The sequence below is a fragment of the Ollibium composti genome, from assembly GCF_004801285.1.
Classification (GTDB): Bacteria; Pseudomonadota; Alphaproteobacteria; order Rhizobiales; family Rhizobiaceae; genus Mesorhizobium; species Mesorhizobium composti.
On sequence record NZ_SSNY01000005.1, the window covers coordinates 117,876 to 131,409 of the forward strand.

At 65.1% G+C, this 13,534-nt stretch carries 10 protein-coding genes; 9 read left to right on the forward strand and 1 reads right to left on the reverse strand.

Annotation, left to right across the window (positions count from 1 at the left end):
* Nucleotides 1-113: 113 nt before the first annotated feature.
* A complete protein-coding gene (locus E6C48_RS10380) occupies nucleotides 114-779 on the reverse strand; it encodes a GntR family transcriptional regulator (RefSeq protein ID WP_136356840.1) in 666 nt (221 codons plus the stop codon).
* Nucleotides 780-1,003: 224 nt separating this feature from the next.
* Between E6C48_RS10380 and E6C48_RS10385 the strand changes: the two genes are divergently transcribed.
* From E6C48_RS10385 to pyc, 9 genes are all read left to right on the forward strand, one after another.
* A complete protein-coding gene (locus E6C48_RS10385) occupies nucleotides 1,004-2,254 on the forward strand; it encodes an NAD(P)/FAD-dependent oxidoreductase (RefSeq protein ID WP_136356842.1) in 1,251 nt (416 codons plus the stop codon).
* Nucleotides 2,255-2,301: 47 nt separating this feature from the next.
* Nucleotides 2,302-3,303: a 4-hydroxyproline epimerase gene (locus tag E6C48_RS10390; RefSeq protein ID WP_136356844.1), complete on the forward strand. Its 1,002-nt coding sequence runs from the start codon at nucleotides 2,302-2,304 to the stop codon at nucleotides 3,301-3,303.
* A gap of 332 nt (nucleotides 3,304-3,635) precedes the next feature.
* Nucleotides 3,636-4,538: a branched-chain amino acid ABC transporter permease gene (locus tag E6C48_RS10395; protein ID WP_136356846.1), complete on the forward strand. Its 903-nt coding sequence runs from the start codon at nucleotides 3,636-3,638 to the stop codon at nucleotides 4,536-4,538.
* A gap of 4 nt (nucleotides 4,539-4,542) precedes the next feature.
* Nucleotides 4,543-5,931, forward strand: a complete 1,389-nt coding sequence (gene livM / locus E6C48_RS10400) for a high-affinity branched-chain amino acid ABC transporter permease LivM (protein WP_136356848.1) — start codon at nucleotides 4,543-4,545, stop codon at nucleotides 5,929-5,931.
* The gene (locus tag E6C48_RS10405; protein ID WP_136356850.1) at nucleotides 5,931-7,493 is read left to right on the forward strand and encodes an ATP-binding cassette domain-containing protein; all 1,563 of its coding nucleotides are present in this window, start codon (nucleotides 5,931-5,933) and stop codon (nucleotides 7,491-7,493) included. The genes livM and E6C48_RS10405 overlap by 1 nt, the downstream gene beginning before the upstream one ends.
* Nucleotides 7,493-8,221: an ABC transporter ATP-binding protein gene (locus E6C48_RS10410; RefSeq protein WP_136356852.1), complete on the forward strand. Its 729-nt coding sequence runs from the start codon at nucleotides 7,493-7,495 to the stop codon at nucleotides 8,219-8,221. The genes E6C48_RS10405 and E6C48_RS10410 overlap by 1 nt, the downstream gene beginning before the upstream one ends.
* A 17-nt stretch (nucleotides 8,222-8,238) precedes the next feature.
* Entirely contained in the window at nucleotides 8,239-8,586 is a 348-nt protein-coding gene (locus E6C48_RS10415; RefSeq protein ID WP_136356854.1) for a DUF6867 family protein, read from the forward strand.
* Nucleotides 8,587-8,722: 136 nt separating this feature from the next.
* On the forward strand, nucleotides 8,723-9,841 hold the full coding sequence (locus E6C48_RS10420; RefSeq protein ID WP_136356856.1) for a branched-chain amino acid ABC transporter substrate-binding protein: 1,119 nt from the start codon (nucleotides 8,723-8,725) through the stop codon (nucleotides 9,839-9,841).
* 192 nt (nucleotides 9,842-10,033) lie between these two features.
* Nucleotides 10,034-13,492 carry a pyruvate carboxylase gene (gene pyc / locus E6C48_RS10425; RefSeq protein WP_136356859.1) on the forward strand — a complete coding sequence of 1,153 codons (3,459 nt, stop codon included), beginning with the start codon at nucleotides 10,034-10,036 and terminating at the stop codon, nucleotides 13,490-13,492.
* Nucleotides 13,493-13,534: the final 42 nt, after the last annotated feature.

Genomic DNA, 13,534 nt, shown 5'->3' on the forward strand with positions numbered 1-13,534 from the left:
CCTTGTTCATCGATCGTCAGCGATGCGGCAAGGACGGCTCACGGCGGACGGTTCCGACATGGCATGGAAATTTTCTCAAACGGCTTGAACGGCGCCGGCCCCGCGCCGTGCGGTCAGCGCATGGCGGCCGCCTGCGCATGCAGCCTGAGCAGCGACATCAGCCGGTCGGCCTCGATGCCGGCGCGCTCCTCGTCGCGGTCGAGGACGGCGCCGATCAGGGCGACGTGGTTGGCGGCCGATTCGGCGAGCCCGGTGCCGCTCTGGAAGCGGTACCAGAAACGCCGGCTGTGCGTCTGGAGGGGAGCCGCCAGGCGCGCGGCGAAGGGATTGTCGGCGGCGCGCGTCAGCGCCTCGTCCAGCGACTTGTCGGCTTCGAGGAAGCCGAGCACGTCGTTGCCCAGAACCGCGTCGTGCATGGCCAGTGCCGTCGCCTGGAAGTGGGGGGCGGCATCGGCGGCGAGGAAGCGCGCCGCCGAACGGGCAAGCACGGTCTCGACGCCGCGCCGGGCATCGATGACGCGCAGCCAGTCGGCGGCGTTGAGGGGAGCGACGACGATGCCCGCGCGCGGCCTGACTTCCAACAGGCCCTCCCAGGTCAGCCGCTGGATCGCCTCGCGCACCGGCGTGCGGCCGAGCGACAGATGTTCGATCAGCACGCGCTCGGTGATCACCGCGCCGGGCGCCAGTTCGAGCGTGACGATCATCTTCTCGAGCCCGCGATAGGCCTTGGCGCTGGCCAGTTCGGTCGACGGGTCCCGCTGGGTCACCAAAGCATCCATGCCGTCGCCTCCTCTGGAATCGCATTGATATATCGAGCCGAATGCCACGTTGACAATTGATTTTTCGGCAGATATTCACCTGATATATCAAGCGGGTCAAGCGGACGCATCCGGTCCGCAACCGCTTGAAGCAGGCCGATTGCGGCCGGCTCTCTTTCGCGAAAAGCCCGGCAAGGCGCCGAGGCGAAGGTGAGGGGGAACGGCACAGTGTGGGGTTCCCGTCGATGAATGCTGCCTTGTCCTCGGACGACGTCGTCATCGTGGGAGCAGGGATCGTCGGCATCTGCATCGCGGCGCATCTGATCGAGGCCGGCCACGCCGTCACCGTCATCGACCGCACCGGGATCTCGGAGGAAACGTCCTCGGGCAATGCTGCGGCCTTCGCTTTCTCCGACGTGCTGCCGCTGGCGCAGAAGGGCATAATGCGTAACCTGCCGAGGTGGCTGGCCGATCCGCTCGGGCCGCTTTCGGTTCCGCCAACCTATCTGCCTCATCTGGCGCCGTGGCTGTGGCGCTTCTGGCGGGCCGGCGCGGCGAAGAACCGCGAAGCGAGCCTCGCCGCCCAAGCTGCGATGATGCGTCTCGCCGAGGCGGAATGGACCGGACTCATGGATCGTTCCGGAACCGCAACGATGTTGCGGGAGGATGGTTCGCTCGAACTTTACGAGAGCGAGGCCGAATTTGCTGCTTCCCTGCCGGGCTGGGCGGCGCGCGATCGTTTCGGCATCGTCTATCGCCATGTCGAGGGCGCGGAACTCGCCGGCTTGCAGCCGGGGCTGGCGCCGCGCTTCGTCAAGGGTACGTTCGTGCCCGGATGGAAGACGGTGGCCGACCCGAAGCTGCTCGGCAAGGCGGTGTGGGCCTACGCCGAGAAGAAGGGCGCGCGCTTCGAGCGCGGCGAGGTCGTCCGCGTCGAAGCCGGCGCGAGTAGCGCAACGCTTCATCTTGCCGACGGTTCTTCGCGCAAGGCCGCAAAGCTGGTGATCGCCGCCGGTGCCTGGTCGCATCTGCTGGCTGGGCAGCTCGGCGAGGCGATCCCGCTGGAAACCGAGCGCGGCTACAACACCACGCTTCCCGCCGACGCCTTCGACGTGAAGCGGCAGCTGACCTTCTCCGGCCACGGCTTCGTCATCACGCCATTGTCCACCGGCCTGCGCATCGGCGGCGCCGTCGAGCTTGCCGGTCTGAAGCGGCCGCCGAACTATGCGCGCTCCAGGGCGATGCTCGAAAAGGCGAAGCGGTTCCTGCCGGGCCTCAAGGCCGAGGGCGGCCGCGAATGGATGGGCTTTCGCCCATCGCTACCGGATTCGCTGCCGGTCATCGGCCCGTCCGGCGCGCCCGGCGTCTTCTATGCCTTCGGCCATGGCCACCTCGGCCTGACCCAGGCCGCAGCGACCGGCCGGCTGGTCCGCGACCTGATTGCGTGCCAGGCCCCGGCAATTGACATTCGGCCGTTCCGCGCGCAGCGGTTCTAGCCTTTATTTCGCTCCAGTCATTCCTTCAACCATCGGATCGCATCGAAATGTCTCGCCACACCTTCACCTGCATCGACGGTCACACCTGCGGCAATCCGGTCCGGCTCGTCGCCGGCGGCGGGCCGCTGCTCGACGGCGCGACGATGATGGAGCGGCGGGCGCATTTCCTGGCCGAATACGACTGGATCCGCACCGGGCTGATGTTCGAGCCGCGCGGCCACGACATGATGTCGGGCTCCATCCTCTATCCGCCGACACGGCCGGACTGCGACATCGCCATCCTGTTCATCGAGACGTCGGGCTGCCTGCCGATGTGTGGCCACGGCACTATCGGCACCGTCACCATGGCCATCGAGAACGGGCTGGTGAAGCCGAAGACGCCGGGTGTGCTTCACCTCGACACGCCGGCCGGGCTGGTGAAAGCCGAGTACCGCGAGGAGAACGGCCTCGTCGAGGAAGTGCGCATCACCAACGTGCCCTCCTTCCTCTATGCGGAGGGGCTGACGGTGGAGTGTCCGGTGCTTGGCGAAATCACCGTCGACGTCGCCTATGGCGGCAATTTCTACGCCATCGTCGAGCCTCAGAAGAACTATTCCGACATGGCCGACTATTCGGCCGGCGAGCTGGTCGCCTGGAGCCCGGTGGTGCGCCAGCGGCTGAACGAGAAGTACACGTTCGTGCATCCGGAAAATCCCGACATCAACCGGCTTTCGCACATGCTGTGGACCGGGGCGGCGCGCGACCCGCAAGCGCATGCGCGCAACGCCGTCTTCTACGGCGACAAGGCCATCGACCGCTCGCCCTGCGGCACCGGCACGTCGGCGCGCATGGCGCAGCTTCACGCCAAGGGCAGACTGAAGGCAGGCGACAATTTCGTGCATGAATCCATCATCGGCTCGCTGTTCAAGGGGCGCGTGGAAAAGGAAGTCGGCGTCGGCAACAGGCCGGCGATCATCCCCTCGATCGGCGGCTGGGCGCGGCAGACCGGCTTCAACACCATCTTCATCGACGAGCGCGATCCGTTCGCCCACGGCTTCGTCGTCAAGTAGGGAATCCGGGCCTGCGCCGCCCCTTCGCCAGCTCAAATGGCGGCTCGGCGGCGGCGCAATCTTCCGTCCTTTCAAATTCTTTTGACCGAAGATTCTTCGATAAGTGATGCAATCTTTCCCTGAATCGTCAAAGACATTGCGGTATGCCAATGATAGGGTCCGCCGTGGTCCATGGGGCGGATGCAACGGACGGGGTTACCGGGCGGCGCGATGCAAGGTCGTGTCGGCGAATGAAAAATCACGTTGCAATCCGGTCCTGAACCCTTAGGACTAGGGGAAATACCAAAAAAGGGCGCGCCCTGGCGGCGACGCTCAAGGGGAGCCTTCTTACCATGCAGTATTTCATCCAGCAGCTTATCAACGGGCTGACGCTGGGATCGATCTATGGGCTGATCGCGATCGGCTATACGATGGTCTACGGCATCATCGGCATGATCAACTTCGCCCATGGCGATCTGTTCATGGTGGGCGCCTTCATTGCCCTCATCGTGTTCCTGATCCTGACGGCGATGTTCTACTCGGTCCCCGTTGTGGTCGCGCTGCTGGTCATGATGATCGTGGCGATGCTGCTTTCCGGCCTCTACAACTGGGTGATCGAGAAGGTCGCCTACCGGCCCTTGCGCGGTTCCTTCCGGCTGGCGCCGCTGATCACCGCCATCGGCATGTCGATCGCCCTGTCGAACTTCGTGCAGGTCACGCAGGGCCCGCGCAACAAGCCGATCCCGCCGATGGTCAGCCAGGTCTACAACATCGGCGGCGTCAGCGTATCGCTGAAGCAGATCATCATCGTGCTCGTCACCGCGGTGCTGCTGGCGATCTTCTGGTATGTCGTCAACCGAACGCCGCTGGGGCGCGCGCAGCGCGCCTGCGAGCAGGACCAGAAGATGGCGGCCCTTCTCGGCATCGACGTCGACCGCACCGTCTCGCTGACCTTCATTATGGGCGCCGCCCTTGCCGCCGTCGCCGGCACGCTGTTCCTTATGTATTATGGCGTCGTGTCCTTCTCGGACGGCTTCGTGCCGGGCGTGAAAGCATTCACGGCTGCGGTGCTGGGCGGCATCGGCTCGCTGCCGGGTGCCGTCATCGGCGGGCTTCTGATCGGCTTCATCGAGAGCATGTGGTCGGCCTATTTCTCCATCGACTACAAGGACGTGGCGGCCTTCTCGATCCTGGCCATCGTGCTGATCTTCCTGCCCTCCGGCATCCTCGGCCGGCCCGAAGTCGAAAAGGTCTGAGCTGATGGCCGTCACCGTTTCCGCTTCGCGCCCCGCCGCAAATCCCCTCGCGCGGGCCGTGCGCGAGGCCCTTTTTGCCGGCGTCATCTCGTTCGGCATGTTCGTTCTTCTGATCGGCCTCAAGACCGACCAGAACATCCGCAACGAACTCGTCCTGGAGCCACGTTGGGGCCTGCTGGCCGCGGTGGTCGCGCTGACCATGCTCGGCCGCTTCCTCTATGTCGGCTTCATCGCGCCGGCGATGGCGCGGGCCAAGGCCGAGCGCGCCAAGGCGCCCGTCGTCGTCAGCGAGCCGGGCTTCATCCGCCGCAACTCCAACAAGATCGGCATCGTCGTCCTGTTCCTATTCCCGATCGTCTCGGTGATGGCGTTCGGCCTTCAGGGCTCGCTCAAATGGGTCGACAACTTCGGCATCCAGATCCTCATCTACGTGATGCTGGCCTGGGGCCTGAACATCGTCGTCGGCCTCGCCGGCCTGCTCGACCTCGGCTACGTCGCCTTCTATGCGGTGGGTGCCTATTCCTATGCGCTGCTCGCCTCGCACTACGGGCTGTCGTTCTGGATCCTTTTGCCGTGCGCCGGCATCATGGCCGCCATGTGGGGCGTCATCCTCGGCTTCCCGGTGTTGCGCCTGCGCGGCGACTACCTGGCCATCGTGACGCTGGCCTTCGGCGAGATCATCCGCCTTGTGCTGATCAATTGGCGCGAGGTCACCAACGGCTCGGCCGGCATCTCCGGCATCCCGAAGGTGTCCTTCTTCGGGCTGATGTCGTTCAACGTCTCGGACCCGAACTACATCGCCAAGGTGCTGGGGCTGGCGACGTCGGGCGTCTACTACAAGATTTTCCTCTATTACCTCATCCTGCTGCTTTGCCTGCTCACCGCCTTCGTCACCATCCGGCTGCGCCGGCTGCCTGTGGGGCGCGCGTGGGAAGCGCTGCGCGAGGACGAGATCGCCTGCCGCTCGCTCGGCATCAACACCACCACGACCAAGCTGACGGCGTTCGCCACCGGCGCCATGTTCGGCGGCTTCGCCGGCTCCTTCTTCGCCGCCCGCCAGGGCTTCGTGTCGCCGGAATCCTTCGTCTTCCTGGAATCGGCGATCGTGCTCGCCATCGTCGTGCTGGGCGGCATGGGTTCGCTCGGCGGCATCGCGGTAGCGGCAGCGGTGATGATCGGCGGCACCGAGATCCTGCGCGAACTGCAGTTCCTGAAAGCGGTCTTCGGGCCGGACTTCACGCCCGAGCTCTACCGCATGCTGCTGTTCGGCATGGCCATGGTCATCGTCATGATATGGAAGCCGCGCGGCTTCGTCGGATCGCGTGAACCGACCGCCTTCCTGAAGGAACGAAAAGCCGTTTCCACCTCCTTCACCAAGGAAGGTCACGGCTGATGAACGCGAGCACGAATACGTCCATGACCGAGACCATCCTCAACGTCGAACACCTGTCGATGAAGTTCGGCGGCCTGGTGGCGATCGGCGACCTGTCGTTCCAGGCCCGACGCGGCGAGATCACCGCGCTGATCGGCCCCAACGGCGCCGGCAAGACGACGGTGTTCAACTGCATCACCGGCTTCTACAAGCCGACCGAGGGCATGATCACGCTGAACCGCCGCGACGGCTCCACCTACTTGCTGGAGCGGCTGCCAAACCACGAGATCCCGGCACGCGCCAAGGTGGCGCGCACCTTCCAGAACATCCGCCTGTTCTCCGGCATGACCGTGCTGGAGAACCTTCTGGTGGCGCAGCACAACAAGCTGATGAAGGCCTCCGGCTACACCTTCCTCGGCCTGTTCGGCTTCTCCAGCTACCGGCAGGCCTCGGCCGAGTCGATCGAGCTTGCCAAGCACTGGCTGGCCAAGGCCGACCTGACCGACCGCGCCGACGATCCGGCAGGTGACCTGCCCTACGGCGCGCAGCGGCGGCTGGAGATCGCGCGCGCCATGTGCACGGGACCGGAGCTTCTGTGCCTCGACGAGCCCGCGGCCGGTCTCAATCCGAAGGAATCGTTGGCGCTCAACACGCTGCTGATGGACATCAAGGACAACACCGGCACGTCGATCCTGCTGATCGAGCACGACATGTCGGTGGTCATGCAGATTTCCGACCACGTCGTGGTGCTGGAATACGGCCGCAAGATCTCCGACGGCGACCCCGAAGCGGTGCGCACCGACCCGAAGGTCATTGCCGCCTATCTCGGCGTCGACGACGAGGAGGTCGAGACGGTGCTGACGGAGGTCGGCGACGAGGAAGTGATCGAGCAGCTCGACACCGGCCCCGACCCGGACCATGGACCGCAAAGCTCGGCCTCGATGCTGGCCGGGCCGGTGTCCGACTCGGTCGAGCACGGCGACGAGGGCGGGCGGGTGACGGTGTCGAAGGGCGCGTCTAGGGCCGCGCGGGTCGGGACGGGCGCCAAGGCATCGACCCCCGCCAGGAGCACTGCCAGCAAGGCACAGGGCAAGACATCCGAAGCCAAGGCATCGGGGGCCAAGACCGCCGGAGGCAAGGCATCGGCCAAGTCCGCGCCGGCCTCGTCCGCCAAGGCGTCCTCGAGCGCGGCAGCCAGACCGAAGGCCACCGCCGGTAAGCCTGCGGCTGCCGGATCGGCTACTGCGAAATCGACCACAGCAAAGCCGGCGGCGCCCGCCAAGAAGCCTGCCGGCGTGTCGAACCGGCTCGTCGCGCCGCGTGGCGGCCGCGAGGACGACCTTCTGGTCATCAAGGGCATCGGCCCGGTGAACAAGAAGAAGCTCAACGAGCACGGCATCTTCCATTTCGACCAGATCGCCGCCTGGAAGAAGGCCGACATCGAAGCGGTCGAGGCCTATCTCGCCTTCGACGGGCGCATCGCCCGCGAGGACTGGATCGGCCAGGCCAAGGCTCTGGCAAAACAGGCCGCCAAGGCCGGCGCGGCCAAAAGTGCCGCCAGCAAGCGTGGAGGGCGTAAATAATGGCCGGCGCACCGCTGCTCGACATCAGGGGCGTCGAGACCTACTACGGCAACATCAAGGCGCTGAACGGCGTCAACGTCTCCGTCAACGAGGGCGAGGTGGTGGCGCTGATCGGCGCCAACGGCGCCGGCAAGTCGACGCTAATGATGACCATCTTCGGCGCACCACGCGCGCGCCGGGGCACCATCACCTTCGCCGGCACCGACATCACCATGCTGCCGACGCACGAGATCGCACGCCTGCGCATCGCGCAGTCGCCGGAAGGCCGGCGCATCTTCCCGCGCATGACGGTGATGGAAAATCTCCAGATGGGCGCCAATCTCGACAACCTCAAATATTACGACGAGGACGTCGAGAAGGTGTTCGCGCTGTTCCCGCGCCTGAAGGAGCGCATCGGCCAGCGCGGCGGCACGCTGTCGGGCGGCGAGCAGCAGATGCTGTCGATCGGTCGCGCGCTGATGGCGCGGCCGAAACTGCTTCTGCTCGACGAGCCGTCGCTCGGCCTCGCCCCGCTGATCGTCAAGCAGATCTTCGACGCCATCAAGGAACTGAACCGCAGCCAGGGGCTGACCGTCTTCCTGGTCGAGCAGAACGCCTTCGGCGCGCTCAAGCTCGCCACGCGCGGCTATGTCATGGTCAACGGCAACGTCACCATGAGCGGCACCGGCAAGGAGCTTCTGGCCAATCCCGAAGTGCGCGCGGCCTATCTCGAAGGCGGCCACCATTGAGCCGGGGAGATTAAGACATGCAAGGCATTCTCTACGAAGAAGGCTCGATCTGGCAGTTCCTGTTCATCACCGTGCTGCTCGGCGGCTGGGCAGCCTGGATGACGGGCAAGGCCTGCGCCCAGACGTGGCGCACGTTCACCACGCTGTTCTTCTACATGCTGGGACTGGGGATCGCGGTGCGCTTCATCCATCACGCGCTGTTCGACGCCACGATGTTCTCGCTGCAATACTATGTCGTCGACACCATCGTGCTGATGATCGTCGGCTTCGTCGGCTACCAATACACGCGCACCAACCAGATGGTGACGCAGTACAACTGGCTCTACGAAAGAGCCTCCCTGTTGAGCTGGAAACCGAAAGGTTGACGTTCACCAAGACGCCGTTTTCGGGACGAAACGGCGTGACAACCGCCCTGAAATGGGCAAACTACACTTTCTGCGATAAGGGTGGGCATCGCACGAAGGCTTTATTCACGCCCACTCCTTGAATGGGAGCGTATCTATGAAGAAATCACTCTTGTCGGCCGTGGCCCTGACCGCGCTGGTCGCGTTCAGCGGCAGCGCATGGGCCGATGTCCTCATCGGCGTCGGTGCGCCGATCACCGGCCCGAACGCCGCCTTCGGCGCGCAGTTGCAGAAGGGCGCCGAGCAGGCCGTGGCCGACCTCAACGCAGCCGGCGGCATGAACGGCGAGAAGATCGTCCTGTCGATCGGCGACGACCAGTCCGATCCGAAGCAGGGCATCTCCGTCGCCAACAAGTTCGTCGCCGACGGCGTCAAGTTCGTCGACGGCCACTTCAACTCGGGCGTCACCATTCCGGCTTCGGAAGTCTATGCCGAGAACGGCCTTCTGATGGTTACCCCGGCCGCCACCAACCCGCAGGTGACCGAGCGCGGCATGACCAACGTCTTCCGTATCTGCGGTCGTGACGACCAGCAGGGCGGCATCGCCGGCAAGTACATCGCCGAGAACTTCAAGGACGCCAAGGTCGCGGTCATCCACGACAAGACGCCTTACGGCCAGGGTCTCGCCGACGAAACCAAGAAGGCGCTGGAAGCCGCCGGCCATCCGGAGGTCATGTACGAAGGCGTCAACGTCGGCGACAAGGACTTCTCGGCCCTCATCGCCAAGATGAAGGAAGCCGGCGTCACCCTGATCTACTGGGGCGGCCTGCACACCGAAGCCGGCCTGATCATCCGCCAGGCGCACGACCAGGGCCTCAAGGCGCTGCTGTTCTCGGGCGACGGCATCGTCTCGAACGAGCTCGCCGCGATCGCCGGCGACGCCGTCATCGGCACGCTGAACACCTTCGCGCCCGACCCGCGCAACAACCCGAACGCCAAGGAAGTGGTGGAGAAGTTCCGCGCCTCCGGCTTCGAGCCGGAAGCCTACACGCTCTATTCCTATGCCTCTGTTCAGGTCATGGTCGAGGCGGCCAACAAGGCCGGCACGAACGACCCGGTGAAGGTTGCCGAGACCATCCACAAGGACGGTCCGTGGAAGACGGTCATCGGTGATATCAGCTTCGACGAGAAGGGCGACACCACCGGCCGGAACTACGTCATCTACGAATGGAAGAAGGGCGACGACGGCAAGATCGGCTACTTCGAAAAGAAGTAAGCCCTACCGTTTTCTTCGATTGGAACGAGGCCCGGCGCTCTGTGCCGGGCCTTTTTCGTACTGGTCACGCAACTGACGATCCGCCCTTCATTTTCAATCGATTTAATATGACGGGTGCAATTTTGTTTGCACTGCAGCATTTTCCCGCTATTCATTAGCCCCTTTCAAATCTTCCCCAACGGGAGCGCGTTCTTGGCCATCAGCAAGATCCTCGTCGCCAACCGGTCCGAAATCGCCATCCGCGTTTTCCGCGCGGCGAGCGAACTGGGCATCAAGACCGTCGCCATCTGGGCCGAGGAGGACAAATACTCGCTGCACCGCTTCAAGGCCGACGAAAGCTACCAGGTCGGACGCGGTCCGTGGCTCGCCAAGGACATGGGGCCGATCGAAAGCTATCTCTCCATCGACGAGGTCATGCGGGTGGCGAAGCTCTCGGGTGCCGATGCCATCCATCCCGGCTACGGGCTTTTGTCGGAGAGCCCGGAATTCGCCGAGGCCTGCGCGACCAACGGCATCACCTTTATCGGCCCGAAGCCGGAGACGATGCGGCGGCTCGGCAACAAGGTGGCGGCGCGCAACCTGGCCATCGAGGTTGGCGTGCCGGTGGTGCCGGCGACCGATCCGCTGCCGGACGACATGGAGGCCGTCAAGAAGCTCGCGACGGAGATCGGCTATCCGCTGATGCTGAAGGCCTCATGGGGCGGCGGCGGACGCGGCATGCGCGCCATCCGCTCGGAAGCCGACCTCGCCCGCGAGGTCAACGAAGGCAAGCGCGAGGCGAAGGCCGCCTTCGGCAAGGACGAGGTCTATCTGGAGAAGCTGGTCGAGCGCGCGCGCCATGTCGAGGTGCAGGTGCTGGGCGACACATACGGCAACGTCGTGCATCTTTTCGAGCGTGACTGCTCGATTCAGCGCCGCAACCAGAAGGTCGTCGAGCGGGCGCCGGCACCCTATCTCGGTGACGCTGAGCGGCAGGAACTGTGCGGCCATGCGCTGAAGATCGCCCGCGAGACCGACTATATCGGCGCCGGCACGGTCGAGTTCCTGATGGATGCCGACAGCGGCAAGTTCTATTTCATCGAGGTCAATCCGCGCATCCAAGTCGAGCACACCGTGACCGAGCAGGTCACCGGCATCGACATCGTCAAGGCGCAGATCCACATCCTCGACGGCTTCGCCATCGGCACGGCGGAGAGCGGTGTGCCGGCGCAGAGCGACATCCGGCTCAACGGCCATGCCCTGCAATGCCGCATCACCACCGAGGATCCGGAGCAGAACTTCATCCCGGACTACGGCCGCATCACCGCCTATCGCGGCGCCACCGGCTTCGGCATCCGCCTCGACGGCGGCACGGCCTATTCCGGCGCCGTCATCACCCGCTACTACGACCCGCTCTTGGAGAAGGTCACGGCCTGGGCGCCGACGCCGCGCGAGGCGATTGCGCGCATGACGCGGGCTTTGCGCGAATTCCGCATCCGCGGTGTGGCGACGAACCTGACGTTCCTCGAGGCGATCATCAACCACAGGGCCTTCGCCGACAATTCCTACACGACGAAGTTCATCGACACGACGCCGGAACTGTTCAGCCAAGTCAAGCGGCAGGACCGCGCCACCAAGCTGCTCAACTACCTGGCCGACGTGTCGGTCAACGGCCATCCGGAAACGCGCGGCCGGCCGCGGCCGAACCCGGACGCCGCGGCGCCCGTCATCCCCTGGTACACGGCGCCGGTGCCGGAGGGCACGAAGGACAGGCTCGACGCATTGGGACCGGAGAAGTTCGGCCAGTGGATGCGGGCCGAAAAGCGTGTTCTGGTGACCGACACCACCATGCGCGACGGCCATCAGTCACTGCTCGCCACGCGCGTGCGCACGCACGACATCGCGGCAATAGCCGGCACCTATGCGCGGGCGCTGCCACAGCTGCTTTCGCTGGAATGCTGGGGCGGGGCGACCTTCGACGTCGCCATGCGCTTCCTCACCGAAGATCCGTGGGAGCGGCTCGCGCTGATCCGCGAGAAGGCGCCGAACATCCTGTTGCAGATGCTCCTGCGCGGGGCCAACGGCGTCGGCTACACCAACTACCCCGACAATGTGGTGCAGCATTTCGTCAGGCAGGCGGCAAGCGGCGGCATCGACCTCTTCCGCGTCTTCGATTGCCTGAACTGGGTGGAGAACATGCGCGTCGCCATGGACGCGGTCGGCGCTGAGGGCAAGCTGATCGAGGCGGCGATGTGCTACACTGGCGACATCCTCGATCCGCAGCGCGCCAAGTACGACCTGAAATACTATGCCGGCCTGGCAAAGGAACTGGAAGCCGCCGGCGCGCATATCATCGCCGTCAAGGACATGTCGGGCCTGCTGAAGCCGGGTGCGGCGCGCGTTCTGTTCAAGGCGCTGCGCGAGGCGACGGACCTGCCGATCCATTTCCACACGCACGACACCTCCGGCCTGTCGGCGGCGACCGTTCTGGCCGCCGTGGAAGCGGGCGTCGACGCCGTCGACGCCGCCATGGATGCCTTTTCCGGCAACACCTCGCAGCCTTGCCTCGGCTCGATCGTCGAGGCGCTCAAGGGCACGGAACGCGATCCCGGCCTCGACCCGGCCTGGATTCGCAAGATTTCCTTCTACTGGGAAGCCGTGCGCAACCAGTATGCCGCCTTCGAGAGCGACCTGAAGGGGCCGGCCTCGGAAGTCTACCTGCACGAGATGCCGGGCGGCCAGTTCACCAACCTGAAGGAGCAGGCCCGCTCGCTGGGGCTGGAGACGCGCTGGCACGAGGTGGCGCAGGCCTATCACGACGTCAACCTGATGTTCGGCGACATCGTCAAGGTCACGCCGTCGTCCAAGGTGGTGGGCGACATGGCGCTGATGATGGTTTCGCAGGACCTCACCGTCGCCGACGTCGAGAATCCGGCTAGGGACATCGCCTTCCCGGATTCGGTCGTCTCCATGCTGCGCGGCGATCTCGGCCAGTCGCCGGGCGGCTGGCCGGCGGCCCTGCAGAAGAAGGCGCTGAAGGGCGACAAGCCTTATACGGCGCGGCCGGGTTCGCTGCTCAAGCCGGCGGACCTGGCGAAAAGCCGCAAGGAGATCGAGGACAAGGTCGGCCGCGCGCTGTCAGAGCAGGAGTTCGCTTCCTGGCTGATGTATCCCAAGGTGTTCGCCGACTTCGCCGCCGCGCAGGAAACCTACGGTCCCGTCAGCGTGCTGCCGACGCCGACCTATTTTTACGGCATGGAGCCGGAGGACGAGATCTTCGTCGACATCGAGAAGGGCAAGACGCTGGTCATCCGCTGCCTCGCCATGGGCGACACCGACGAGAAGGGGATGATGACCGTCTTCTTCGAGCTGAACGGCCAGCCGCGCCGTATCAAGGTGCCGGACCGCGTGCATGGCGCCTCGGCCGGCAAGGCGCGGGCGAAGGCCGATGCCGGCAACGAGGCGCATCTCGGCGCGCCGATGCCGGGCGTGATCTCCGGCGTTTCGGTTTCGGCCGGGCAGGCGGTCAAGGCCGGCGACGTGCTTCTCTCCATCGAGGCGATGAAGATGGAGACGGCGCTGCATGCCGAGCGCGACGGCATCATCGCGGAGGTGCTGGTGCGCGCCGGCGACCAGATCGACGCCAAGGACCTGCTCATCGTCTACGCCTGACGCCTGCCTCTCGGCTGGCTTTCATGGCGAGGCCGCGGGATA

What these genes read in the sequence shown, in the direction of transcription:
- livM (WP_136356848.1), top strand. Translation starts at nt 4,543, where the DNA reads ATGGCCGTCACCGTTTCCGCTTCGCGCCCCGCCGCAAATCCCCTCGCG.
- E6C48_RS10415 (WP_136356854.1), top strand. Translation starts at nt 8,239, where the DNA reads ATGCAAGGCATTCTCTACGAAGAAGGCTCGATCTGGCAGTTCCTGTTC.
- E6C48_RS10380 (WP_136356840.1), bottom strand. Translation starts at nt 779, where the DNA reads ATGGATGCTTTGGTGACCCAGCGGGACCCGTCGACCGAACTGGCCAGC.
- E6C48_RS10405 (WP_136356850.1), top strand. Translation starts at nt 5,931, where the DNA reads ATGAACGCGAGCACGAATACGTCCATGACCGAGACCATCCTCAACGTC.
- E6C48_RS10385 (WP_136356842.1), top strand. Translation starts at nt 1,004, where the DNA reads ATGAATGCTGCCTTGTCCTCGGACGACGTCGTCATCGTGGGAGCAGGG.
- E6C48_RS10390 (WP_136356844.1), top strand. Translation starts at nt 2,302, where the DNA reads ATGTCTCGCCACACCTTCACCTGCATCGACGGTCACACCTGCGGCAAT.
- E6C48_RS10395 (WP_136356846.1), top strand. Translation starts at nt 3,636, where the DNA reads ATGCAGTATTTCATCCAGCAGCTTATCAACGGGCTGACGCTGGGATCG.
- E6C48_RS10420 (WP_136356856.1), top strand. Translation starts at nt 8,723, where the DNA reads ATGAAGAAATCACTCTTGTCGGCCGTGGCCCTGACCGCGCTGGTCGCG.
- E6C48_RS10410 (WP_136356852.1), top strand. Translation starts at nt 7,493, where the DNA reads ATGGCCGGCGCACCGCTGCTCGACATCAGGGGCGTCGAGACCTACTAC.